The organism is Burkholderia sp. YIM B11467 (assembly GCF_052952715.1).
Genome location: NZ_JBQVSQ010000007.1, coordinates 21,586 through 44,620, shown reverse-complemented (window position 1 = coordinate 44,620; position 23,035 = coordinate 21,586). Strand labels below are relative to the sequence as shown.

The window sequence follows — 23,035 nt, the reverse complement described above, 5'->3', positions numbered from 1 at the left end:
ATGAATCAGGTCAATTAATCGGCGGAGAAACGAACGGAGAAGCGCGTGAAAAGCGCGCGCAAAAGACGGGCGAAAAAAAACCGCTGCCGGTCGGGCAGCGGTTTTCGATGAGGCGCTCTAAATCGTCGGGGATTTATGCGTATTCGGCGAGGGCGGTGCGCATCTTTTTCATCGCACTCGCTTCGATCTGGCGGATACGTTCCGCCGACACGCCGAACTCGGCGGCGAGATCGTGCAGCGTCGAGCCGCCCGAGCCGTCGTCGTCGACGTGCAGCCAGCGCGCCTCGATGATGCGGCGGCTGCGCGCGTCGAGCGCGTCGAGCGCCTGCGCGATGCCGTCAGTCTGCAACGTGTCGCGCTGACGCGCGGCGAGCACGGCGGTCGGCTCGTTATGCGAGTCGGCCAGGTAGGCGATCGGCGCGTACGACTCCTCGCCGTCTTCCACCTGCCCTTCGAGCGCGATGTCGCCGCCCGACAGGCGCGTTTCCATCTCGGACACGTCTTCGCGCTTGACGTTGAGCTCCTGTGCGAGGCCGTCGATTTCCTCGGGCGTCATCGCCTGCATGCTCTTCTTGTGGCTGCGCAGGTTGAAGAACAGCTTGCGCTGCGCCTTCGTCGTCGCGACCTTCACCATGCGCCAGTTGCGCAGGATGTACTCGTGGATCTCGGCCTTGATCCAGTGGATCGCGTACGACACGAGACGCACGTTCTGGGCCGGATCGAAGCGCTTCACGGCCTTCATCAGGCCGATGTTGCCTTCCTGGATCAGGTCGCCGTGCGGCAGGCCGTAGCCGAGATAGTTGCGCGCGATCGACACGACGAGCCGCAGGTGCGATAGCACGAGGCGGCGCGCCGAATCGAGGTTGTTGTTTTCGCGGAATTCGGTCGCGTACTGGCGTTCCTCTTCCGGCGTCAGCAGCGGAATGCGATTGACGGCCTGGATATACGCGTCGATGTTGCCCAGCTGGCCCGGCAACATCGATTGAGCTGCGAGCGCCAGCGAGCCTGCCGATTCGGCCTTGGCCGGCGTCGGGCTCAGGGTGTTCGGAAGGGTCAGGGCGTTGCTCACTAAAAAACTCCTTTGGAATCAGGGACAAACCCCGGGTCTCGGATGAAAGACCGGAGCCAATCTTAGCACTCCCGTAATCCGAGTGCTAATTCCTTAGAGCGGGCGTGGGCATCGGAGTTCCCGGTTTTCTATCGAAGTAGTCGAGTCGATAGTCTAATCTGCGACCAAAGCGGCGGATCGAAGTTCCGTAAACCGTTGTTTCTGATAGGAATCAGTAGACGATTTCGATTTTTGTCGTTTTGGAAGGAAGCCATTTCGCTTCGTGATGCCGATCCGAAAAGTCCTTTACCATACCATTCAGTTCGCTCGGGCCAGGCCGGTGCGGCCGGCTCCATTCAACCCAAAAAGTTGGAGTGTCAGATGAACAATAAGAAGAATCGCCGGCCCCGCAGCCGGCTTGCGCTGCACGCGATGCTGGCGGCGTCACTTCTGGGCGGATCGGGCGCGGCATTTGCGGATCGATGGGGGATCCAGGCGGGCGGCGGGTTTTCGGATCGTCACGGGATCGACAAGGCCGATCTCGGCGTGGTGTGGGATCCGGGCTGGAACTGGTGGGAAATCGGCGGCTGGCACTTCACGTTCGTGATGGAAGGCCACGTCGGTTACTGGCACACGGGCGGCAACGTTCACAGCGGACTCGGCGAGATCGGCGCGACGCCGATGTTCCGCTTCATCAAGAGCGCGGGCCAAGTGCGCCCGTTCGTCGAGGCCGGCGCCGGCATCCGCTTCCTGACTTCGCCGACGATCTCCACCCATCTTTCGCTGGGGACCTCGTTCCAGTTCGTGGACGTCGTGGGTGTCGGCGCGCAGTTCGGAGAACGGCAACAATATCAGGTCGGTTACCGTTTTCAACATGTGTCTAACGCGGGTATCAAAGAGCCGAATCCTGGTATAAATTTCCACCAGTTCTACGTGCAGTACAACTTCTGATCCGCATGCCCGCGCACGGCGTGCGCGTTGCCGAGGAGTCAGGCGATGGCGAAGGTGGTCGATGCGATCCGCGCGCTCGAGCGCGATCGGTTCCGAGCGATGGTGGACGGGGACGGCGAGGCGCTCGACGCGCTGTTGTCGGACAAGGTGTTCTTTGTTCACACCAACGGCAAACGTGAAACCAAGCAGCAGTTCATCGACGCCATCGTCGCAGGCCGCCGCCGCTATCGTCAGATCGAAATCCAGTCGCAGGACGTGTTGCCCGTTGGCGACGAAACCTGCGTCGTCACCGGGCGCGCGTTGATCGAGATGGAAACGAACAACGGCGGCCTGGTCTTCCCGATTGCCTATACGTCGGTCCACACCCACGAGCAGGGCCGCTGGAGCCTGCTCGCCTGGCAGGCGACGCGGTGCGCGACCGAGACATGAGCGCGCGTGGCGCTCTTTTTCATGTCCCGACCGAAGCGGCCTTCTGGGCCGCTTTTTGTTGCCTCGTGCGACGCGGATCGCGCGGCGCACGGGCGGTCACGCCCCGTTCGCTGACGTTTGAACCCTGAATCGAAGCCCGACGGTCAGGCCGCCGCGCGGCGGTCCGTGCAATGCCATGCCGAGCGGTTGATCGCGCTGACGACCGCGTCGAGCGCGGCGCTCGCCGCTTCCGCGTGCAGGCCGACGCCGTGCCGCTGCGGTGCATCGCCGACCCGGCAGCCGACCGACACCGCGAACCGGCCGTCCGTCGTGCGCGCGTGTTCGCACGACGCGACGTCGATCGACGCGCCGGCGGCCGCCGCAAATGCCGCGGCCAAACGTCGCACGGCGTCCTCCGGCGTCGCGTCGGCCGCCGGCGCCGCCGCGATCTCGCGGTTCCGCCAGCGCGCGTTGCTGCCGTGGCGTGCGGCCGGGCCGTCGGTCTCGAAGAATTCGCGGGCGAACAGCGCGCAGATCGCGTCGCCCGTCACTTCCTCGCCGGACGTGTCGGCGAGCGTCTGCACCGCGTGACTGAATTCGATCTGCACGCGCCGCGTCGGTGTGAAGCCCATCCCGCGTTCGAGCAGGAACGTCGCGCCGCCCTTGCCGGACTGGCTGTTCACGCGGATCACCGCGTCATAGCTGCGGCCGAGGTCGGCCGGGTCGATCGGCAGGTACGGCACTTCCCAGACCGCGTCGGGGCGCTGCTGCGCGAAGCCCTTGCGGATCGCGTCCTGGTGCGAGCCCGAGAACGCGGTGAACACGAGGTCGCCCGCGTACGGATGGCGCGGATGCACGGGAATCTGGTTGCAGCGTTCGACGACGCGGCGCACCGCGTCGATGTCGGAGAAATCGAGGCCCGGGTCGATACCCTGCGTGTAGAGGTTCAGCGCGAGCGTGACGAGATCGACGTTGCCCGTGCGCTCGCCGTTGCCGAACAGGCAGCCTTCGATGCGGTCGGCGCCCGCGAGCAGCGCGAGTTCGGCCGCCGCGACCGCGGTGCCGCGATCGTTGTGCGGATGCACGGACAGCACGATGCTGTCGCGATACGCGAGGTTGCGGTCCATCCATTCGATCTGGTCGGCGAACACGTTCGGGCTCGCGGCTTCGACGGTCGCCGGCAGGTTCACGATCATCTTGTGGTCGCGAGTCGGCCGCCAGGTCTGCGCAACGGCATCGCAGATTTCACGCGCGAACGTCAGCTCGGTCATGCTGAAGGTTTCCGGCGAGTACTGGAAGGTCCAGTGCGTGTCGGGGCGCGCGGCGGCGTGCTCCTTGATGATGCGCGTGCCGTCGACCGCGAGCGCCTTCACGTCGTGCTTCGACATCCCGAACACGATGCGGCGGAACGACGGGCAGACCGCGTTGTACAGGTGCACGATCGCGCGCGGCACGCCTTCGAGCGCGTCGAACGTGCGTGCAATCAGGTCTTCGCGCGACTGCACGAGCACCTCGATCGTCACGTCGTCCGGAATCCGCTTGTCGTCGATCAGCTTGCGGACGAAATCGAAGTCCGTTTGCGACGCCGACGGAAAACCGACTTCGATCTCCTTGAAACCGATCGCGACCAGCATCTCGAAGAACTCGAGCTTCTGCTCGATGCTCATCGGCTCGATCAGCGACTGGTTGCCGTCGCGCAGGTCGGTGCTCATCCAGACGGGCGCGCGTTCGATGGTGCGGGCCGGCCAGCGGCGGCCATTAAGGCGGACGGGTTCGAACGGACGGTATTTGTCTTGCGGATTGCGCTGCATCTTCGGGACCTCGGGTCTCAAGTCGCGAGCGAAGACGGGCGGCAGGGGCGACGGTTGGCGCTGCCTCGCACCGCGGCGCACGATGGCGCTACGGATGCGGATGATCTTCGCGAATCGACCGACGGATAGACGGACGAATGCTGACGACTTCGGGTTGTAAAAACTGCGAGAGGGGTACGGCGAGGAACTGCTGGGAGGGACCGTGCGGACAGCACACGGCGCTACGACAGCCTTAGGCTAGTCGTAGCGATAGCGGCCGCGCTAGGCGGCCGGAGGTAATTCGGAGGGTGTTCGGAAAGGAACGCATGGCGGCCACTCTATGCCAGATTGCGGGCGCGTGTCAAATGGCCGGGGCGCGGGGGCGGGTCGACGCCGCGCCGTCAGCGCGCGATGCGGGCGATCTGCACGATCGTTGCGACCTGTCGCGCGACCGTGTCGGGCACCGGCATCTCGCCGCGCAACACGGCGTCCGTCCAGGCGGCCGTCGTCGTCGCATCGCGCGATTCGGGCAGTGCGACGGGCGGCGCATCGGTCGACGAACGTTCGGCTTCGATCAGCGTGTCGCACACGCCGTCGTGCAGCCAGTCGACCTGCACCTGGCGTCGCGTGTCGGCGACGGCCTCGCCTTCGGTGCCGCGCGCGAGCAGCGCACCGCCGAGCGCGGCGTCCGGATGGTCGCGGAACAATTGCGCGAGGCTGTCGCGGTACGGCGGATGCGTGTAGTTGACGAGCCGCAGGCCGGCCGGCGCGAACGGCTGCAGGATCTTCACGAGCGTGTGCGTCGAGTTGCGCACGCCGAGCACGCTGCGCATCGACAGCAGGTGCGCGATGCGCGGCGCCAGCGCTTCGATCGGCGCGAACGCGACGCGGCGCTCGGCGAGCGTGTCCTCGATCGCGTCGTGCGACGTCGACGGCGGAAGCGACAGCGCCGTGAAGATCTCGGCGCTCGTCACGCGGCCCGGATCGCGCTCGACGCCGTGCACGAGCACTGGCACACCTTCGCGCGCGAGCAGCAGCGCGAGCAGCGGCACGAGGTTCGGTTGCTTGCGCGCGCCGTTGTAACTCGGGATCGACACGGGACGGAACGCGGCGTCCTGCACGTGCACGGGCTCGAACGACGCCTGCGCGGCGGCGAGCATCGCGGCCAGTTCGTCGGCGGATTCGCCCTTCAGCCGATAGGCGATCAGGATCGCGCCGAGTTCGACGTCCGACACGCGTGCGTCGAGCATCGCGCGATAGAGTTCGAACGTATCTTCGGACGACAGCGCGCGCGCGCCGTGCGGGCCGCGGCCGATTTCCTTGATGAAGCGGGCGCAAGGGAACGGAACGGCGGCGGGATCGTGGGAAGCGGTCATCGGGGTGTGGGGCGGGCGGCCGGCATCGGGCCGCGCGGTGAGCGGTGAGGAATGCCCGAGTATCGCACGGGCGTGGCCGGCGTCAGCGCGGCCGCGCATCGCGTCGCGCTACACTCTGGTTCCCGGCGGTGCGCGCGCCGGCTGCGCCGCGCCTGTGCCGTTGCCGGCCGAATACGACTACGAGAGACATCCCATGAAGCTCTACAGCTATTTCCGCAGTTCAGCGTCGTACCGCGTGCGGATCGCCCTGAACCTGAAGCAGCTGCCGTTCGACTATGTGCCCGTGCACATGCTGCGCAACGGCGGCGAGCAACTGAAGGACGAGTACCGCGCGCTGAATCCGGATGCGGTCGTACCGACGCTGACCGACGGCGACGCGACGCTGCAGCAGTCGCTCGCGATCATCGAATATCTCGAGGAAACCCATCCCGAGCCCGCGCTGCTGCCGAAGCAGCCGGTCGATCGCGCGTATGTGCGCGCGGTCGCGCTGCAGGTCGCGTGCGAGATCCATCCGCTCAACAACCTGCGCGTGCTGAAGTATCTGAAGCACACGCTGCAAGTGCCCGAAGAGGCGAAGAACGCGTGGTACCGGCACTGGATCGAGGCGGGCTTCGAAACGCTCGAGACGCGTCTGGCGAACGATTCGCGTACCGGCAAGCTGTGTTTCGGCGACACGCCGACGCTCGCCGACGTGTGCCTCGTGCCGCAGGTGTTCAACGCGAACCGCTTCTCGATCGACACGACGCGCTACCCGACGATCCAGCGGATCGCCGATCATGCGGCGACGCTGGATGCCTTCAAGGCCGCCGAGCCCGGCGCGCAGCCCGACGCAGAATGAACGTGGCGCCCGGTTTGCGGGCGCGCATGAAAAAGGGCGCCCGAAGGCGCCCCGTGCAATGCGTGCCGGCGGCGTTCAGCCGAGCAGCGCGTCCGCGAATTCCTCGGCGCTGAACGGCTGCAGGTCCTCGACCTTCTCGCCGACACCGATGAAGTAGACGGGCACCGGGCGTTGCCGTGCGATCGCAGCGAGAATCCCGCCTTTCGCGGTGCCGTCGAGCTTCGTGACGATGAGGCCCGTGAGGCCGAGCGCGTCGTCGAATGCCTTCACCTGCGTGAGCGCGTTCTGGCCGGTGTTCGCGTCGATCACCAGCAGCACCTCGTGCGGCGAGCCGTCGTGCGCCTTCGAGATCACGCGCTTCACCTTCTTCAGCTCTTCCATCAGGTGGAGCTGCGTCGGCAGGCGGCCGGCCGTGTCGGCCATCATCACGTCGATCTTGCGCGCGCGCGCGGCGCTGACCGCGTCGAAGATCACCGCGGCCGGATCGCCGCTTTCCTGCTGCACGACCGTCACGTTGTTGCGCTCGCCCCAGACCGCCAGCTGTTCGCGCGCGGCTGCACGGAACGTGTCGCCCGCGGCCAGCAGCACCGACTGGTCGAAGCTCTGCAGGTGCTTCGCGAGCTTGCCGATGCTGGTCGTCTTGCCCGCGCCGTTCACGCCGGTGATCATCATCACGAGCGGCTGCGCGCGGCCGAGCATCAGCGATTTCTCGAGCGGCTTCAGCAACTCGACGAGCAGGTCGTGCAGCGCGCTCTTCACCTGCTGCGGGTCGGTCAGCCGGCCCGTGCGCACCTTTTCGCGCAGCGCGTCGAGCAGGTACTCGGTCGCGTCGACGCCCGCGTCGGACATCAGCAGCGCGGTTTCGAGCTCCTCGTACAGCTCCTCGTCGATCTTCGTGTTGACGAAGACGCCGGTGATGCTCGAGCCGGTCTTGGCGAGCCCCGTTTTCAGGCGCGCAAGCCACGACTTCTTCGCGGATGCGTCCTGCGTTGGCGGCGGGACGATTTCGACCGTCTCGACGACTTCGTCGCGGCCGTCGTTGGTCGGTGTGACCGTCATCACGACAGCCGGTGCGGCCGGTTGCGCGGGCGCTTGCGGCACGTCGGCCGCGGGGGGCGGGGCCTCGACCGCGGGCGCATCGGACAACGCGTCCGCTTGCGACGCGTCGGCCGATTGCGCTTCCGCCGGATCGGGCTCCTGCGTTTTCTTGAATCGTTTGAAGAAGCTGAACATGGTCTGACGTCGGGAAGAGGGCGGGCCGCCGCCAGGGGCGGGGTGCCGGAGGGGCCGTTCTGCGTTCGCGCGGACGCGGCGCACGGTGGCCGAAACCGTGCATTTTATCAGTGCGGCGTGGCGCTCGCGTCAGTGCGCGTCGCCGCTGTGGTAACGTGCGCCTGTTTGGCGGTGCGCCCCTGCGCGCGCCCGGTCCCTCCGTTGTCACTATTCCGTATGTCCCGTTCCTCTTCCGGCCGCCCGGCGGCCCCTCCCGGCCGCGGCAAGCCGCACACGATCCGCATCATCGGCGGTGACTGGAAACGCACGCCGCTCGCGGTGCTCGATCTCGACGGCCTGCGGCCGACGCCCGATCGCGTGCGCGAAACGCTGTTCAACTGGCTCGGCCAGGATCTCGACGGGTGGCGCTGCCTCGACCTGTTCGCGGGCACCGGCGCGCTCGGCTTCGAGGCAGCGTCGCGCGGTGCGGCAAGCGTCGTGATGGTCGAGCGCCATCCGCGCGCCGCGCAGCAGCTGCGTGCAATCAAGGACAAGCTTGGCGCCCGCACGGTCGAGGTTGCCGAGGCCGACGCGCTGCGGCTCGCGGCCGGGCTCTCGCCGGGCGCGTTCGACGTCGTGTTTCTCGATCCGCCGTTCGGCGAACCGGCCGTGCTCGAGCGCGCACTCGCGCTGGCGGCGCCGCTTGTTTCGGCGGACGGCGCGCTGTACGTCGAGACCGGCGCGGAACTCGATCCGGCCGCGCACGACGCGCTGGCGGGCTGGGAGGTCGTGAAGCACGGCAAGGCGGGTGCGGTTCACTATCATTTGCTGCGGCGCGAAAATGATGAATAATGCGCGTTCGATACGAGGCGGCGCGCCGCAAAGGCGACGCATGCCCATCTCGGCAGTGGCGTGCGCATCGCACGGCTGCCATCCCGTTTGCGTGATGACAGGAGGAGCGACATGGTAGTCGCCGTGTATCCCGGTACGTTCGATCCGCTGACGCGCGGGCACGAAGACCTCGTGCGGCGTGCGTCGAGCATTTTTGATACGCTGGTGGTTGGGGTTGCCGACAGCCGCGCGAAAAAGCCGTTCTTCTCGCTGGAAGAACGTCTGACGATTGCGAACGAGGTGCTCGGCCATTATCCGAACGTGAAGGTGATGAGCTTCACCGGTCTCCTGAAGGATTTTGTCCGCACCAACAACGCACGCGTGATCGTGCGTGGCCTGCGCGCCGTGTCCGATTTTGAATATGAGTTCCAGATGGCCGGGATGAACCGCTATCTGCTGCCCGACGTCGAGACGATGTTCATGACGCCGTCCGATCAGTACCAGTTCATCTCGGGGACGATCGTGCGTGAAATCGCGCAGTTGGGCGGCGATGTCAGCAAGTTCGTGTTCCCGTCCGTCGAGAAATGGCTGACCGAGAAAGTCACCGCGATGGGAGGCCCTGCCGCGTGACGCGGCGCCGGCCGGTTTCGTTGCGAAGCCGGCCGCCGGCCTGAAGAAGTGAGATCAGTATGGCTTTGATGATTACCGACGAGTGCATCAATTGCGACGTGTGCGAGCCCGAGTGCCCGAACGGCGCGATTTCGATGGGCCCGGACATCTATGTGATCGACCCGAACAAGTGCACCGAGTGCGTCGGCCATTTCGACGAACCGCAGTGCCAGCAGGTATGTCCGGTCGAATGCATTCCGCGCGATCCGCAGCATGACGAATCGCACGCGCAATTGATGGAGAAGTATCACGTGTTGATCGCCGCGAAGGGCGACGACGCGTCGTGATCCTGCGGTGACGCGCGCGCCTTCGTCTGCCGGCGCACGTGTCTCGCTTCCCAATCGGCGCCGCCCGGCGCCGGTTCTTCCGTTTCAGGCCAGCAGCTCGCGCAATGCCGCGACGAGCGCATCGCATTCGGCGTCGGTGCCGACGGTGATGCGCAGATGCTGGTCGACCCGCGGCAGCCGGAAGTGCCGCACGAAAATTTCCCGTTCCTTCAGCTTCGCCGCAAGCGCGCCCGCATCGTGCGCGGGATGGCGCGCGAACACGAAATTCGCGGCCGACGGCACGGCGTCGAAGCCGAGTGCGTCGAGCGCATGCGTGAGCCGCGTGCGGCTGTCGATCACGCGCTGGCAGGTCGCGTCGAAGTAGTCGGCGTCCTCGTATGCGGCCTGCGCGGCGGCTTGCGCGAGCCGGTCGAGCGGATAGGAGTTGAAGCTGTCCTTCACGCGATTCAGCGCGTCGATCAGCGCCGCATCGCCGAACGCGAAGCCGACGCGCATGCCCGCGAGCGAGCGCGCCTTCGACGTCGTGTGCACGACGAGCAGGTTCGGATAGCGGTCGATCAGCGTGATCGCGGATTGCGCGCCGAAATCGACGTACGCCTCGTCGATCACGACCACCGACGACGGGTTCGCGGCCGCGATCCGCTCGACGTCCGCGAGCGGCAGCGCGCGCCCGGTCGGTGCATTCGGGTTCGGAAACAGCACGCCGCCGGCGTCATCGAGATAGTCGTCGACGCGAATCGAGAAGTCGTCCGCGAGCGGCACGACCGTCGTCGCGACGCCGTACAGGCGCGCATAGGTCGGGTAGAAGCTGTACGTGATGTCTGGAAAGCGCAGCGGCCGGTCGTGCTTGAGCAGCGCCTGGAACGCGTGCGCGAGCACCTCGTCGGAACCGTTGCCGACGAACACCTGCTCGGGCTTGATGCGGTGATGGGCCGCGACCGTCTCGCGCAGTGCGCGCGCGACCGGGTCCGGATAGCGGCGCAGCGTGTCGCCGGTGTCGCCGAGTTCGCGTGCGATCGCCGCGACCACGCGCGGCGACGGCGGATAGGGATTCTCGTTGGTGTTCAGCTTGACGGGGTGCGCGAGCGCGGGCTGCTCGCCCGGCACGTAAGGCACGAGTTGCTGAACGACGTCGCTCCAGTAACGGCTCACCGCTTGGCTCCTGTCGGGCAAAACGACGAGATTACCGCATGTGGACGTAGCGGTGGGAAGGGCAGAGCCGCCCGACGAGGACGGACGGCTCGATGCACCGTGCCGGTGCGATGCGCGTTCAGTTGCGATGCAGCTGCATCGTCGCGCGGTCGAGTTCGCCCTTGACGACCATCGGCATCACGGCGAGCGCACGTTCGATCGACGCGTCGATCACATCCTGTTCCTCGCGGCGCGGCGGTTTCAGCACGAAGTTCGCGACGTCGGGCTTCGCGCCGGCGCGCGCGCTTTCCGGAATCAGGTCGCGCGGATGGCCGATGCCGATCCGCAGCCGCCAGTATTGCTGCGACGACAGGTGCGCGGAGATGTCCTTGAGGCCGTTGTGGCCGCCGCTGCCTCCGCCGAGCTTCAGCTTCACGGTGCCGGGCGGCAGGTCGAGCTCGTCGTGCGCGACGAGGATCTGGTCGGGCAGGATCTTGAAGAATTGCGCGAGCGCGACGACCGACTGGCCCGAACGGTTCATGTAGGTCTGCGGTTCGAGCAGGTGGACTTCCTCGCCGTGCAGGCGCGCTTTCGCGTAGAAGCCGTGGAAGCGGCGCTCGTCGCGCAGCGTCGTGCCTGCTTCGCGGGCGAGCTGGTCGATCAGCCAGAAGCCGGCATTGTGGCGCGTCGCGGTGTATTCCGCCCCGGGATTGCCGAGGCCGACGATCAGTTTGATCATGACGTTTCGAAGGCGGTAACTGCCGCCTGGGCGCAGAAAAAGAAAAACCCGCCGGGCAAGCCGCGGCGGGTTGCGTCGACCGTTTCGTGAAACGGATCGATTGGGCGCTTAGGCAGCCGGCGTATCGCCTGCTGCGTCCGACACGGCACCAGCCGGGACCGTCGCCGATGCGACAACCGGGTTTTCCGCATCGATGTGTGCGACCAGCGCGACGCCGTTCGGCAGCGTGATGTCCTTCGCGTGCAGCGATTGACCGGCTTCGATCTTCGACAGGTCGACTTCGAGGAACTCCGGCAGGGCAGCCGGCAGGCACTCGATTTCGATTTCCGTCGCGACGTGCGAAACGATCGCGCTCGACAGCTTCACGGCCGGGCTGACTTCAGCGTTGATGAAGTGCAGCGGCACCTTCGTGTGCAGCTTCTTCGATGCGTCAACGCGCTGGAAGTCCACGTGCAGCACCAGTTGCTTGAACGGGTGATATTGCACGTCGCGCAGCAGAACCTGTTGCGACTGGCCGGCCACTTCGAGATCGAGGATCGACGAGTGGAAGGCTTCCTTCTTCAGGGCGTGCCACAGGGCGTTGTGATCGAGTTCGATCTTTTGCGGGGCTGCTTCGCCACCGTAAACGATACCCGTGGTCTTACCGGCGTTGCGCAGGCGGCGGCTCGCACCCGTACCTTGCTCTTGGCGCTCGAAAGCGACGACTTTCATGTGATTCTCCAATAGCTGCCCGCGACCAGGCAGTAAAACGGGGCCGTCAAACGGCGGCCCCCGATGAAACGGCCGGGGTTTCGTCTATCCCGTCCGATTGTGCAAAAAGCGAAGCGTTGCCGCTTCGCTTTTTGCGAATGCTTGGTTGCGTCGAGTCGCGATCAGGATTCCGCGAACAGCGACATCACCGAGTCGCCGCGACGGATCCGCGAGAACGTCTCGGCCAGCAGGCTCGCGCTTGTCAGCGAGCGGACCTTCGTGCACGCCAGCGATTCGGCCGACAGCGGGATCGTATCGGTGACGACCAGCTCGTCGAGTGCCGATGCGGCGATGCGATCGGCGGCGCCGCCCGACAGCACGGGGTGCGTCGCGTAAGCGAACACCTGCTTCGCGCCGCGGTCCTTCAGCACTTGCGCGGCCTTGCAGAGCGTGCCGGCCGTATCGACCATGTCGTCCATGATCACGCAGGTGCGGCCTTCGACTTCACCGATGATGTTCATCACTTCGGCGATGTTCGCCTTCGGACGACGCTTGTCGATGATCGCGAGATCGCAGTTGAGCTGCTTCGCGAGTGCCCGGGCACGCACCACGCCGCCGACGTCCGGCGACACGACGAGCAGATCCGAGTAGTTCTGCTTGCGCAGGTCACCCAGCAGGATCGGCGTTGCGTAGATGTTGTCGACCGGGATGTCGAAGAAGCCTTGAATCTGGTCGGCGTGCAGATCCATCGTGATGATCCGCTCGACGCCGGCGATTTCCAGCATGTTCGCGACGACCTTCGCCGAGATCGCGACGCGCGCCGAACGCGGGCGGCGGTCCTGGCGGGCGTAGCCGAAGTAGGGGATGGCAGCAGTGATCCGGCCGGCGGATGCGCGCTTGAGCGCATCGACCATGATCATCAGTTCCATCAGGTTGTCGTTCGTCGGCGCGCACGTGGATTGCAGGACGAAGACGTCCTTGCCACGCACGTTTTCCTGGATCTCGACCTGGATCTCGCCGTCGGAGAAACGGCTGACCATTGCTTTGCCGAGGGGGATTCCAAGAATGTTGACGACTTCCTGGGCGAGCGCGGGATTCGCGTTGCCAGTAAAAACCATCAGGCCGTCATGGCTGCTCATCGTGCACCTGCTTCAGGCTTAGGCGGGAAATGCGGGAAAAATTTTTGGCAGGGGAGGAAGGACTCGAACCCTCGCATGCCGGAATCAAAATCCGGTGCCTTGACCAACTTGGCGACTCCCCTACACTTAACTGATAACTCAACCGGACTTGTGTAGGCCGTCCGGCCAAGTAAAACTTCATGACGCGAAAGCGAAGAGCGGATGCTCGTTCAGGCTCTCGGCAACTGCACCGTTCCAACCGGTGGGCAGCCTGGCTTTCGCCGCTTCTGCCTCATGTTTGCTGCGAAACGCTGCAAACACGCTTGCTCCGGAGCCGGTCATCCTCGCGGGGGTCACATCATACAACCATTTGACCACCTGCGCAACTTCCGCGTACTTACTTGTCACAACTTGCTGCATATCGTTCCGGCCGAAGCTGTCTGGCCATCCCGCATCGCTGTTTTGCTGTGCAAGAAAGTCAGCAATTGTGACTGGCTTCGAATCTCTTGTCAACAACTCATCTGAAAATATTTCAGCGGTCGGGACATGAACACGTGGCGTCACAACCAAGAACCAGCGAGTCGGCAATTCTACCTCAGCTAATTCTTCTCCGATACCCTCTGCGAACGCATTTTTTCCAAAAATAAAAAACGGAACGTCCGCGCCGAGTTTTACCGCGAGCGACTGGAGCTCCGCGCGCGGCAGGTCGAGTTGCCACAGGCGGTTCAGCGCGAGCAGCGTCGTCGCCGCGTCGGAGCTGCCGCCGCCGAGGCCGGCACCCATCGGCAGGCACTTGTCGATCTCGATGTCGACGCCGGACGCGGTGCCCGTGTGCGCCTTCAGCAGGTTGGCCGCGCGCACGACGAGATCGCTTTCCTCGGGCACGCCGGGCACGTCGGTGACGCGCGACACGCGGCCGTCGTCGCGCAGCGTGAAGTGCAGCGTATCGCCCCAGTTCAGCAGTTGGAACACGCTCTGCAGATCGTGATAGCCGTTCGGGCGGCGGCCGGTGATGTGCAGGAACAGGTTGAGTTTCGCGGGCGCAAGGCAGTTGCGCAGCGAGCGGGTCGAATCGGTCATGCGGTTGTCGGGGCTGGGCGTGCTCACTGGTCGAGCACGAGCTTGATGTCGAGCGGCGGTGTCGCACGCACGAGGTTGACGCGTTTGACGCCCGTGGCCGGGGCATCCGCGTAGGCAAGGTAATCGATGGTCCAGCCGTCCTGGCGGATCTGCTTCACGCGCGTGCCGTCGGCCGGATCGCGCACCGTCTCGGCGGGCGTCGCGGGCGCGGGCGTCGGCTGCAGCCAGTAGCGCAGGCCCGCGAGCGGCAGGTCGAAGCCGAGCGTTTTCTGCATCAGGTCGCCGACGTCCGTCGCATATTGCGTCGGACGGTTCGGCAACTCGAGCGACGCCGCGCTTGGCGTCGATTTCACGACCGCGAGCGTTTGGCCGAGCGGGCTGCGCAGCTCGAGCGACACGTCGTCGCCGTGCTCCTGCCAGTCGAAGTTGCCGTACACGTTCTGCTGCTTGCCGAGACGGTCGTCGTATTGCACCGCGAAGCGGCCATGGTAAGCATGCGTCGCGGCGGTCTGCAGCGCCGCGCCTGTCGGCGCGCTGGCCGACGGCGGCGTGCTCGCGCAGCCGGCGAGCGCGAGCGCCGCGCCGGCCGCGGCCAGCGTGCGCTGTGCGCGGGAAGACAGGGAAAGCATCGGGAACATCTGCATCAAAGGCCGTTGATCTGGAGGCGTTTCAGCGTCTGCACGAGCGTGTCGTTGTCGGGCTCGAGCTTCTGCGCGGCACGCAACGCGGAACGCGCGTCGTCCTGCGCGCCGCTCTTCCACAGCACTTCGCCGAGATGCGCGCCGATCTCGGCGTTCGGCTGCAGGTCGTACGCGCGCCGCAGGACCGTCGCCGCGCCGGCCGTATCGCCCATCCGGTACTTCACCCAGCCGAGGCTGTCCATGATGTACGCGTCGTTCGGCGCGAGCGCCATCGCCTTGTCGATCAGCTTACTGGCCTCGGGCAGGCGCTGGTTGCGGTCGGCAAGCGAATAGCCGAGCGCGTTGTACGCCTGCGGGTTGTCGGGTTGCGTGCGGATCAGCTCGCGCAGCTGCTTCTCCATCGTTGCGTAGTGACCGGTCTTTTCGGCCGCCATCGCGTAGTCGTAGCGCAGGTCGGGATCGTCGGGGAAGTCCTGGACCGCCTGCCCGAGCCGCGCCTCGGCTTCCGGATAGCGCTTCGCGGTGAACAGGATCGACGCGTCGGTGCGCGCGACCACGGCGGCGTCGCGCGGATCCGAGATGGGCAGGTCGTCGAGCACCTTGCGCGCCTCGTCGGTCTTGCCCTGTTTCTGCAGCAACTGCGCGCGCGTGATCTGCGCGGGCAGGTAGTGCTGGCTCGTCTGGTCGACCTTGTCGAGCCATTGCGACGCCTGCGCGTCGTTGTCCTGGTCGATCGCGATCTGCGCGAGGTAGATGTAGCCCTGGCCGACGTCGAGGTTCGGCTGCTTGTCGCCGAGCTGCACGTACTGCTTCAGGTAGGCGGTCGCTTCGTCGAGTTTCTTCTGCTGGATCTTGATCAGCGCGAGCGCCATCAGCGGCGTCGGATCCTTCGAATCGAGCTTGCGCATCGTCTCGAACTGCTTCTGCGCGTCCTCGAGGCGATCGTCGGCGAGATAGAGCTGCGACAGCGCCAGCCGCGCGTCACGCGACTTCGGATTCTGCTGAACATATTTCTCGAACGACGCGATGCCCGCCGCGCGTTCCGCCGGCCCCATCTGCGACAGCATCAGCGCTGCCGGCAGATAGTCGGGGCGGAGCTGCAGCGCCTGCTTCAGCGACTGCGCGGCGCCGTCTTTATCGTCGACCGCGAGCTGTTGCCGCGCGATCGCGAGCTGCGTCTCGGGCCGGTTCATGTCGCTCTTCAGCATGTCCTTCAGCACCGCGAGGCCGCCGACGCGGTCGGGGCCGCGTACGAGCAGCGCCTGCAGTGCGAGGATTGCAGGACCGCGCGTCTCGCCGGTTGCACGGGCCAGCTCGCGCGCGAGCATCGGCTGCGCGTCGGCCGGCTTGCCGGCGAGCACCAGCAGTGCGGCGTCGACCTGCGACGCCCGGTTCGAGTCCGGCGCGTACTGGCGCCACAGGTTCGCGGCGGACAGCGCGTCGGCCGGGCTCTGCGCGCCGAGCGCGATCTCGGTCGCACGTTGCGCCATGCGCGGATCACGCGTGTCGCGGGCGAGCGCGAGGTAGGTCTGGTAGGCCGGCGCGGGCTGGTTGCGCTGGAGCGCGACCTCGGCGGCGAGCACCTGGTAGACGATCTGGCTCGTCAGCGGGACGCCGGGGAGATTCTTCTGCTCGTCCGGCATTACATGCTCGAACGCGCCCTGCGGCTCCGCGTCGTCCGATCCCGGATCCTGCGCGTGAGCCGGGAAGGCGGTGAGGGTCCAGGCGGCAAACAACGCGGCGCCGAGTGCACGGCGGACCGGGAAGGCGCGCGCGCCGCGCACGGCGGCGGGGCGCTTCTGAAGCAGCTTCGAGGGCAGGGTCATGGAAATCCGTTCGATGTTTCAACCGATTGTAACGCGCTCGCTACAATACACGCACGATCGTGATAGGGTCTGTTTACATAGGGGACGCACATGCGAATGCCCGAAATCGCCCGCACGGCAAGAAGCGAGGAGGGCCGTTTGGCGAGCCAGACACGCGACGCCCGACGCCACCAGGCGGGCGATTGCGGGCATGCCCGTGACATGAATTTTTTAATTTGGGGTTGCCACGAGACCGGCCGCTCGCCGCGTTGCGCTCCTTGCGAATACGTCAGTATTCGCGGCGGCGCGCGCCTCGCGAGCGGCCGTTCTCGTGCCAACGCATGCGCGTTCCCTATGTAAACAGACCCTAGCCTCAGACCCGCAAAACATGCCAGAGTTGCCAGAAGTCGAAGTCACGCGCCGGGGCATCGAGCCCTTTGTCGCGGGCCGCCGCGTCGAGCGTGTCGACGTCCGTACCGCGATGCTGCGCTGGCCCGTGCCGGCGGGGCTCGCCGAGCAGTTGCGCGCGCGCGAGGTGCTCGCCGTCGAGCGTCGCGGCAAGTACCTGCTGTTCGAGGTCGACGCGGGCTGGTTCATCGTCCATCTCGGCATGACGGGCACGCTGCGCGTGCTGCCCGCGGCCGGCGTGCCCGTTGCCGCGAAGCACGACCACATCGACTGGATCTTCGACGAATTCGTGCTGCGGTTCCGCGATCCGCGCCGCTTCGGCGCCGTGCTGTGGCACCCGCGCGAAGCGGGCGACGTGCATGCGCATCCGCTCCTCGCGAGCCTCGGCGTCGAGCCGTTCTCGCCGGCGTTCACCGGCGCGCTGCTGCACGCGCGCACGCGCGGCCGCACGGTGTCGGTCAAGCAGGCGCTGCTCGCGGGCGACATGGTCGTCGGCGTCGGCAACATCTATGCATCCGAGAGCCTGTTTCGCGCCGGCATCCGGCCGACGACGGCCGCCGGCAAGGTCTCGCTGCCGCGTTACGAACGGCTGGCCGATGCCGTGCGCGCGACGCTCGCCGACGCGATCGAGCGCGGCGGCAGCACCCTGCGCGATTTTGTCGGCAGCAACGGCGAAAGCGGCTATTTCCAGCTCGACTGCTTCGTCTACGACCGTGCGGGCCAGCCTTGCCGCGTATGCGGCACGCCGATCCGCCAGATCGTGCAGGGCCAGCGGTCGACTTATTTTTGCCCGACCTGCCAGCGTTGAAGCCCAGCGTTAAAACCTTTTCCCACGATTAGAAAACTTGAAGCCGCCCCGCACCGCACCCGCTCCGTTCCCCGTCACGCCGCTGCATCGCACGTTCGCCACGCGCCTGGTCGCGTGGCAGCGCGAGCACGGCCGCCACGACCTGCCTTGGCAGAACACCCGCGATCCGTACCGCATCTGGCTGTCGGAAATCATGCTGCAGCAGACGCAAGTGTCGACCGTCGTCCCGTATTACACGCGCTTTCTCGAACGCTACCCTGACGTCGCCGCGCTCGCGGCGGCGCCGATCGACGACGTGATGGCGTTGTGGGCGGGGCTCGGCTACTACTCGCGCGCGCGCAATCTGCACCGTTGCGCGCAGGTCGTCGTCGCCGAGCATGGCGGCGCGTTTCCGTCGACCCCCGACGCGCTGGCCGAACTGCCGGGCATCGGTCGCTCGACGGCCGCGGCGATCGCATCGTTCGCCTACGCCGCGCGCGCGACGATCCTCGACGGCAACGTGAAGCGCGTACTCGCGCGGGTGTTCGGCGTCGAGGGTTTTCCGGGCGAGAAGCGCGTCGAGAACGACATGTGGGCGCTCGCCGAATCGCTGCTGCCCGACGCCGCGAACGCGGCCGACGTGAGCGCGTATACGCAGGGCTTGATGGATCTCGGCGCGACGCTGTGCGTGCGCGGCAAGCCCGATTGCGCGCGTTGTCCGTTCGCGGGCGACTGCGTCGCGCAATCGACGGGCCGCCAGCGCGAACTGCCGGCCGCGCGGCCGAAAAAGGCCGTGCCGACGCGCAAGACCTGGATGCTCGTGCTGCGCGACGGCGACGCCGTGCTGCTGGAGCGGCGGCCGCCGGCCGGCATCTGGGGCGGCCTGTGGAGCCTGCCGCAAGCCGACGGCGACGCCGCGCTCGCGGAACTCGCGCGTGGCTTCGGCGGCGGCGGTCCGGTGCCGCTCGCGCCGCTCACGCACACGTTCACGCATTTCCGGCTCGAGATCGAGCCGCGGCTGAGCGACATGACGGATGGCGGTGGTGTGCTGCCGCACGGGCGGGACGCGGACACCACATGGGTGCCGCTGAGCCGGCTCGACGCGTACGGTGTGCCGGCGCCGGTGCGCAAGCTGCTCGATGCGCTGAGCGGGCCGCTGCTGTAACGAAAGGAGAAGGGCGTGGCTCGCGCGCTCAAGAGAGCGCCGGGCCGCTCCAGGTGGGAAGTTTTCCCGGGGAATGACGCTGTCGGCGCAGGGCCTGGCCGAGGGTACTCAAAGCCAGCCGTGCCGGTCGAGCACGTGGTGCACGGCGTCGATGCGGGCGCCGACGTCCGGAAACTCCATCAGCTTTTGCCGCGCGCGCAGGTCGAGCGGCAGCAGTTCGGCCAGTCGGTTCGACACCCAGCTTGGATCGTCGAGGCGGAACGGTTCACCGAACGGCATCTTGCCCGGTTCGGACTTCTTCAGCGCGTCGATGATGCGCTCGAGCACTTCGGCGCACGAGCCGAACTGCGCGAGCGTCTGCTCGCCTTCGAGCGGGATGTCGTCGGGCAGCGGCTCCGCGATGCCGACCAGCAGCCCGTTGCCTTCGACGCGATACGACAGCAGCTCGAAACGCTGCGTGCCGACCGCCTGCAGATACAGCATCCCGAATTCACCGGTGTCGCATTCGGTGATGCGCGCCATGCAGCCGATGGTTTCGGGCACCGACACGGCACCGTCCTGCGCGACTTCGGGCCCGCTCTTCAGCAGGCACACGCCGAACGGCGCATCGTCGCGCAGGCAAGCGCGAGACATGTCGAGATAGCGCGCCTCGAACACCTTGAGCGGGAGCAAGCCTCCCGGAAACAGCACCGTATGCAGCGGAAACAACGGCAGGTCGATCAGGGTGGTCGATAGAGAGGACATGGCGCGCTAACGAAGGAGCGGGCGTCGCTACGGTCGGTGGACCTCGGAGACGAGCCGCGACGACGCGTCGACATCCACTGGCGCGTCACGATGCCGCACGATCACGTTCGCCTCGTGCGCGACGCGCGCGGCGAGCGTTTCCGCGATGAACACCGAGCGATGCTGGCCGCCCGTACAGCCGATGGCGACGGTCAGGTAGCTGCGGTTGTCATCGCGGAAGTGCGGCAGCCATTTCATCAGGAACGCATGGATGTCGTCGATCATCTGGTGGACGATCGGCAGTGCGTCGAGAAAGGCGATGACCGGTTGGTCGAGCCCGGTGAGCGGGCGCAACTCGTGGTCGTAGTACGGATTCGGCAGCGCGCGTACGTCGAACATCAGGTCGGCGTCGAGCGGCACGCCGCGCTTGAAGCCGAACGACTCGAACATCAGCATCAGGTCGTTGTCCTTCTGCTCGATGAAGCGCTTGACCCACGTGCGCAGCACGTTCGCGCGGAGCGTGCTCGTATCGATCTGGTGGCCGAACTCGGCGAGCGGCGCGACGAGGTCGCGCTCGCGCTCGATCGCTTCCTCCAGCGACGACAGCAGGCCAACGTTCGCGTCGTGCGACGGCGAGCCGGACAGCGGATGGCGGCGGCGCGTTTCGGAGAAGCGCTGGATCAGCGCCTGGGTACTCGCGTTGAGGAACAGTACGCGCACGTCGTGCTCGCGCGACAGATCGCGGATCAGGCCGGGCATTTCGTCGAGCGATGCGCTCGAGCGCGCGTCGATCGCGACCGCGAGCCGACGCTTGCCGTCCTCGGCGAGGTAGCGGGCGAGTTCGGGGAGCACGTGCGGCGGCAGGTTGTCGACGCAGTAATAGCCTGCGTCTTCGAGCGCGTTCAGCGCGACGGACTTGCCTGAGCCGGAGATGCCGGTGATAAGGACGATGCGCATGGGAAGCAGAGAATCCTGACGTTTCATCATAGCACCGGCTCGACGCGTCGGCGTTGCGCGGCCGGCGCGTGCGGGTTACACCAGCTTGCCGGGGAACTGACTGTCGGGATCTTGCATCGCGAGTCGTTGCCGATCCATGAAATCGCGCAACGTGTCGATTCCGCGCAACTGCAGGATCGTGTTCCGGACGGCTGCCTCGACGAGCACCGCGAGGTTGCGGCCGGCCGCCACCTGGATCGTGACCTTGCTGATCGGCAGGCCGAGCACGTCGACGGTCTGGCTTTCGAGCGGCAGGCGCTGGAATTCGCCGTCGGGGCGGCGCACGAGCTGGACGATCAGCTTCAGCTTCATTTTCCGCCGCACGGCGGTCTCGCCGAAGATCGTCTTGATGTCGAGCAGGCCGAGGCCGCGCACCTCGAGCAGGTTCTGCAGCAGCGGCGGGCAACGCCCTTCGACGAAATCGGGGCCAAGACGGACGAAATCGACCGCGTCGTCGGCGACGAGGCCGTGGCCGCGGCTGATCAGCTCGAGACCGAGTTCGCTCTTGCCGAGGCCCGAATCGCCGGTCAGCAGCACGCCCATCCCGAGGATGTCGATGAACACGCCGTGCAGCGTCGCACGCGGCGCGAGGATGCGCGACATGTAGAGCCGCAGGCTGTCGATCACTGCGGCGGCCGACATCGGCGTCGTGAACAGCGGAGTCGACGAGCGCGTGCAGCGGAGCACGAGTTCGGGCGGCGCGGCGGCGCCGCCGGCGACGACGAGGAACGGTGGTTCGAGGGCGATCAGCTCGGCCATGTGGCGCGAGCGGTCTTCGTCGGTCTGCCGCTGGTAGTAGTCGATTTCGGCTTCGCCGAGCACCTGGATCCGGTTCGGGTGGATCAGGTTCAGGTGGCCGACGAGGTCGGCGCTCGAGGTCGCATTGCCGACCGTGTCGGCCGAAAAGCCGCGTTCCCAGCCTTCATGCCCCGTCAGCCAGCTCAGTTTCAGCGTGGCCGCGTTGTCGTCGAAGATGCTCTGGGCGTTGATGCTGGACGTATCCATGACTTTCGTCACTCCAATGGGCCGGCGCATGCGCGCGGCGACGGACGTCGCCATGCCGGGCCGGCACCGGGCGGCCCTGGTCGGCGGCGCGTGCCGCCTCGTACGGGAAAATATTCCGCCCGGATCAACTCAAGGTTGCCACTGAGTGAGCAGGCGATGCAACTCGGCGATGTCGGTTTCGTTGTGCAGACGCTCGCGCGCGTCGCGATCGGACAGCAGTTGCGCGATTTCCGACAGGATTTCGAGGTGCTGCTGGGTGGCTTGCTCGGGGACGAGCAGAAAAATCAGGAGGCCAACCGGCTGGCCGTCGGGCGCTTCGAACGGGATCGCGTCGGCGAGCCGAACGAACGCGGCGAGCGGGTGCTTGAGACCCTTGATGCGCCCGTGCGGAATCGCGACGCCTTCGCCGAGCCCGGTCGAACCGAGGCGCTCGCGCGCGAACAGGTTGTCCGTGACGGTGCTGCGGGCGACCCCGTTCTGATTCTCGAACATCAGCCCGGCTTGTTCGAAGACGCGTTTCTTGCTGGTGACTGAGAGGTCGATGACGACGTTCTCTATGGGCAGGATTTTGGCTAGGCGATTCATGTTGGCAGGCGATTGGGCGGCCTGGGGTCTCCTTGCGGCGGCAGACTGATTTTCCATGTTCAGGCGATATCAAGGCATTTGGCATCGGCAACCTGCAACGCAGCTACCGCACTCAACGCCCCCCGGCGATAACCGGAACATTATAGAGCACAGCCGCGTGCGTGGCGCAGCATGGACAGACCGGTCGCACCACGGGCGCGGAGTCGCAAAAAAAACGCCCGGCGAACCGGGCGGCGTGCGTGTTGCGGTGTCGGTTACTGCGGCGGCAGTTCGATCTGGTCGATCGACGGCTGAAGCTTGATCGGGTCGTGCGCGTGCGTTTGCAGGCGCTCCATGTGCTTGACGACCTGGCGATCCAGCTTGTCGATCAGCAGATCGATCGCTGCGTACAGGTTACCGTTCGCGCTTTCGACGAAGATGTCCTTGCCCTTCAGGTGCAGGTTGATTTCCGCGCGCTGCTGCTTGTCCTTTTCCTTGTGATTGTCGACCGAGAGGATCACAGTGCCATCGATCACCTGATCGCTATGCCGTAGCACCCGGTCCAGCTTGGTGATGACGTACTCGCGAATTGCAGGCGTGACTTCGAGATGATGTCCACTGATCTTCAGGTTCATAGTGCTTCTCCAAGCGAGTGACCACCCGGCCGCATCGAGGCGGCGCTCCGGTCGACTTGCCCTTGCCGCACGAAGCGGCGTATCGCGGACAGGTCGCCCGGCTTGTTCCCCGTGTGCGCGGTGGCCGGAACACGCCTG

At 66.2% G+C, this 23,035-nt stretch carries 24 protein-coding genes and 1 tRNA gene; 8 read left to right on the top strand and 17 right to left on the bottom strand.

Going from position 1 to position 23,035, the window contains the following annotated elements:
* Positions 1–133 precede the first annotated feature (133 nt).
* Positions 134–1,069 carry an RNA polymerase sigma factor RpoH gene (gene rpoH / locus ACTRWB_RS23480; RefSeq protein WP_129513016.1) on the bottom strand — a complete coding sequence of 312 codons (936 nt, stop codon included), beginning with the start codon at positions 1,067–1,069 and terminating at the stop codon, positions 134–136.
* A 360-nt stretch (positions 1,070–1,429) separates the two neighbouring features.
* Between rpoH and ACTRWB_RS23475 the strand changes: the two genes are divergently transcribed.
* The gene (locus ACTRWB_RS23475) at positions 1,430–1,999 is read left to right on the top strand and encodes an acyloxyacyl hydrolase (protein ID WP_343492608.1); all 570 of its coding nucleotides are present in this window, start codon (positions 1,430–1,432) and stop codon (positions 1,997–1,999) included.
* Between the two features lie 45 nt (positions 2,000–2,044).
* Positions 2,045–2,428, top strand: a complete 384-nt coding sequence (locus ACTRWB_RS23470; RefSeq protein ID WP_048246995.1) for a nuclear transport factor 2 family protein — start codon at positions 2,045–2,047, stop codon at positions 2,426–2,428.
* Positions 2,429–2,571: 143 nt separating this feature from the next.
* On the opposite strand, the gene leuA is transcribed toward ACTRWB_RS23470, so the two are convergent.
* Positions 2,572–4,218 carry a 2-isopropylmalate synthase gene (leuA, locus tag ACTRWB_RS23465; RefSeq protein ID WP_446903330.1) on the bottom strand — a complete coding sequence of 549 codons (1,647 nt, stop codon included), beginning with the start codon at positions 4,216–4,218 and terminating at the stop codon, positions 2,572–2,574.
* Between the two features lie 380 nt (positions 4,219–4,598).
* Entirely contained in the window at positions 4,599–5,573 is a 975-nt protein-coding gene (gene ybiB, locus ACTRWB_RS23460) for a DNA-binding protein YbiB (RefSeq protein WP_446903329.1), read from the bottom strand.
* A 193-nt stretch (positions 5,574–5,766) separates the two neighbouring features.
* On the opposite strand from ybiB, the gene maiA reads away from it, so the two are divergent.
* Positions 5,767–6,411, top strand: coding sequence for a maleylacetoacetate isomerase (gene maiA, locus ACTRWB_RS23455; RefSeq protein ID WP_446903328.1), 645 nt, complete (start codon positions 5,767–5,769; stop codon positions 6,409–6,411).
* A 75-nt stretch (positions 6,412–6,486) separates the two neighbouring features.
* Here maiA and ftsY read toward each other — a convergent pair whose 3' ends face one another.
* Positions 6,487–7,644, bottom strand: coding sequence for a signal recognition particle-docking protein FtsY (gene ftsY / locus ACTRWB_RS23450; RefSeq protein ID WP_446903327.1), 1,158 nt, complete (start codon positions 7,642–7,644; stop codon positions 6,487–6,489).
* Positions 7,645–7,860: 216 nt separating this feature from the next.
* On the opposite strand from ftsY, the gene rsmD reads away from it, so the two are divergent.
* The 3 genes from rsmD (at position 7,861) to ACTRWB_RS23435 (ending at position 9,410) form a co-directional block, all read left to right on the top strand.
* Positions 7,861–8,475, top strand: coding sequence for a 16S rRNA (guanine(966)-N(2))-methyltransferase RsmD (gene rsmD / locus ACTRWB_RS23445; RefSeq protein ID WP_419685347.1), 615 nt, complete (start codon positions 7,861–7,863; stop codon positions 8,473–8,475).
* Between the two features lie 111 nt (positions 8,476–8,586).
* Positions 8,587–9,084, top strand: a complete 498-nt coding sequence (gene coaD / locus ACTRWB_RS23440; protein WP_021163047.1) for a pantetheine-phosphate adenylyltransferase — start codon at positions 8,587–8,589, stop codon at positions 9,082–9,084.
* Positions 9,085–9,143: 59 nt separating this feature from the next.
* Complete coding sequence (locus tag ACTRWB_RS23435) at positions 9,144–9,410, top strand: YfhL family 4Fe-4S dicluster ferredoxin (RefSeq protein WP_193099126.1); 267 nt, start codon at positions 9,144–9,146, stop codon at positions 9,408–9,410.
* An 84-nt stretch (positions 9,411–9,494) separates the two neighbouring features.
* On the opposite strand, the gene hisC is transcribed toward ACTRWB_RS23435, so the two are convergent.
* The 8 genes from hisC to ACTRWB_RS23395 form a co-directional block, all read right to left on the bottom strand.
* Positions 9,495–10,562 carry a histidinol-phosphate transaminase gene (gene hisC, locus ACTRWB_RS23430; RefSeq protein ID WP_446903326.1) on the bottom strand — a complete coding sequence of 356 codons (1,068 nt, stop codon included), beginning with the start codon at positions 10,560–10,562 and terminating at the stop codon, positions 9,495–9,497.
* 118 nt (positions 10,563–10,680) lie between these two features.
* Positions 10,681–11,280 (bottom strand): aminoacyl-tRNA hydrolase, encoded by a 600-nt coding sequence (pth, locus tag ACTRWB_RS23425; protein WP_048246979.1) that lies wholly within the window; start codon positions 11,278–11,280, stop codon positions 10,681–10,683.
* A gap of 108 nt (positions 11,281–11,388) precedes the next feature.
* On the bottom strand, positions 11,389–11,991 hold the full coding sequence (locus tag ACTRWB_RS23420; RefSeq protein ID WP_048246977.1) for a 50S ribosomal protein L25/general stress protein Ctc: 603 nt from the start codon (positions 11,989–11,991) through the stop codon (positions 11,389–11,391).
* A gap of 161 nt (positions 11,992–12,152) precedes the next feature.
* Positions 12,153–13,109, bottom strand: coding sequence for a ribose-phosphate pyrophosphokinase (locus tag ACTRWB_RS23415; protein WP_129513006.1), 957 nt, complete (start codon positions 13,107–13,109; stop codon positions 12,153–12,155).
* A gap of 45 nt (positions 13,110–13,154) precedes the next feature.
* A tRNA-Gln gene (locus ACTRWB_RS23410) sits at positions 13,155–13,231 on the bottom strand.
* 55 nt (positions 13,232–13,286) lie between these two features.
* Complete coding sequence (gene ispE / locus ACTRWB_RS23405) at positions 13,287–14,168, bottom strand: 4-(cytidine 5'-diphospho)-2-C-methyl-D-erythritol kinase (protein WP_343492457.1); 882 nt, start codon at positions 14,166–14,168, stop codon at positions 13,287–13,289.
* Positions 14,169–14,191: 23 nt separating this feature from the next.
* Positions 14,192–14,812: a lipoprotein insertase outer membrane protein LolB gene (lolB, locus tag ACTRWB_RS23400; RefSeq protein WP_193099120.1), complete on the bottom strand. Its 621-nt coding sequence runs from the start codon at positions 14,810–14,812 to the stop codon at positions 14,192–14,194.
* Positions 14,812–16,635, bottom strand: a complete 1,824-nt coding sequence (locus tag ACTRWB_RS23395) for a tetratricopeptide repeat protein (RefSeq protein WP_446903325.1) — start codon at positions 16,633–16,635, stop codon at positions 14,812–14,814. The genes lolB and ACTRWB_RS23395 overlap by 1 nt, the downstream gene beginning before the upstream one ends.
* Positions 16,636–17,002: 367 nt before the next feature.
* Between ACTRWB_RS23395 and mutM the strand changes: the two genes are divergently transcribed.
* Together mutM and mutY are read left to right on the top strand one after the other, a co-directional pair.
* The gene (gene mutM, locus ACTRWB_RS23390; RefSeq protein WP_048246970.1) at positions 17,003–17,830 is read left to right on the top strand and encodes a bifunctional DNA-formamidopyrimidine glycosylase/DNA-(apurinic or apyrimidinic site) lyase; all 828 of its coding nucleotides are present in this window, start codon (positions 17,003–17,005) and stop codon (positions 17,828–17,830) included.
* A gap of 37 nt (positions 17,831–17,867) precedes the next feature.
* A complete protein-coding gene (mutY, locus tag ACTRWB_RS23385) occupies positions 17,868–18,974 on the top strand; it encodes an A/G-specific adenine glycosylase (RefSeq protein ID WP_412023000.1) in 1,107 nt (368 codons plus the stop codon).
* Between the two features lie 108 nt (positions 18,975–19,082).
* Here the strand turns inward: mutY and ACTRWB_RS23380 are convergent, their stop codons facing one another.
* The 5 genes from ACTRWB_RS23380 to hpf all read right to left on the bottom strand — a co-directional run bounded on the left by ACTRWB_RS23380 (position 19,083) and on the right by hpf (position 22,897).
* Positions 19,083–19,718, bottom strand: coding sequence for an LON peptidase substrate-binding domain-containing protein (locus tag ACTRWB_RS23380; protein ID WP_048246968.1), 636 nt, complete (start codon positions 19,716–19,718; stop codon positions 19,083–19,085).
* A gap of 27 nt (positions 19,719–19,745) precedes the next feature.
* Complete coding sequence (gene rapZ, locus ACTRWB_RS23375; RefSeq protein ID WP_129512999.1) at positions 19,746–20,654, bottom strand: RNase adapter RapZ; 909 nt, start codon at positions 20,652–20,654, stop codon at positions 19,746–19,748.
* Positions 20,655–20,729: 75 nt separating this feature from the next.
* Complete coding sequence (gene hprK, locus ACTRWB_RS23370; protein WP_011353227.1) at positions 20,730–21,698, bottom strand: HPr(Ser) kinase/phosphatase; 969 nt, start codon at positions 21,696–21,698, stop codon at positions 20,730–20,732.
* Between the two features lie 129 nt (positions 21,699–21,827).
* Entirely contained in the window at positions 21,828–22,340 is a 513-nt protein-coding gene (locus ACTRWB_RS23365; protein WP_048246965.1) for a PTS sugar transporter subunit IIA, read from the bottom strand.
* 197 nt (positions 22,341–22,537) lie between these two features.
* Positions 22,538–22,897, bottom strand: a complete 360-nt coding sequence (gene hpf / locus ACTRWB_RS23360) for a ribosome hibernation-promoting factor, HPF/YfiA family (protein ID WP_006477786.1) — start codon at positions 22,895–22,897, stop codon at positions 22,538–22,540.
* Between the last annotated feature and the right edge of the window lie 138 nt (positions 22,898–23,035).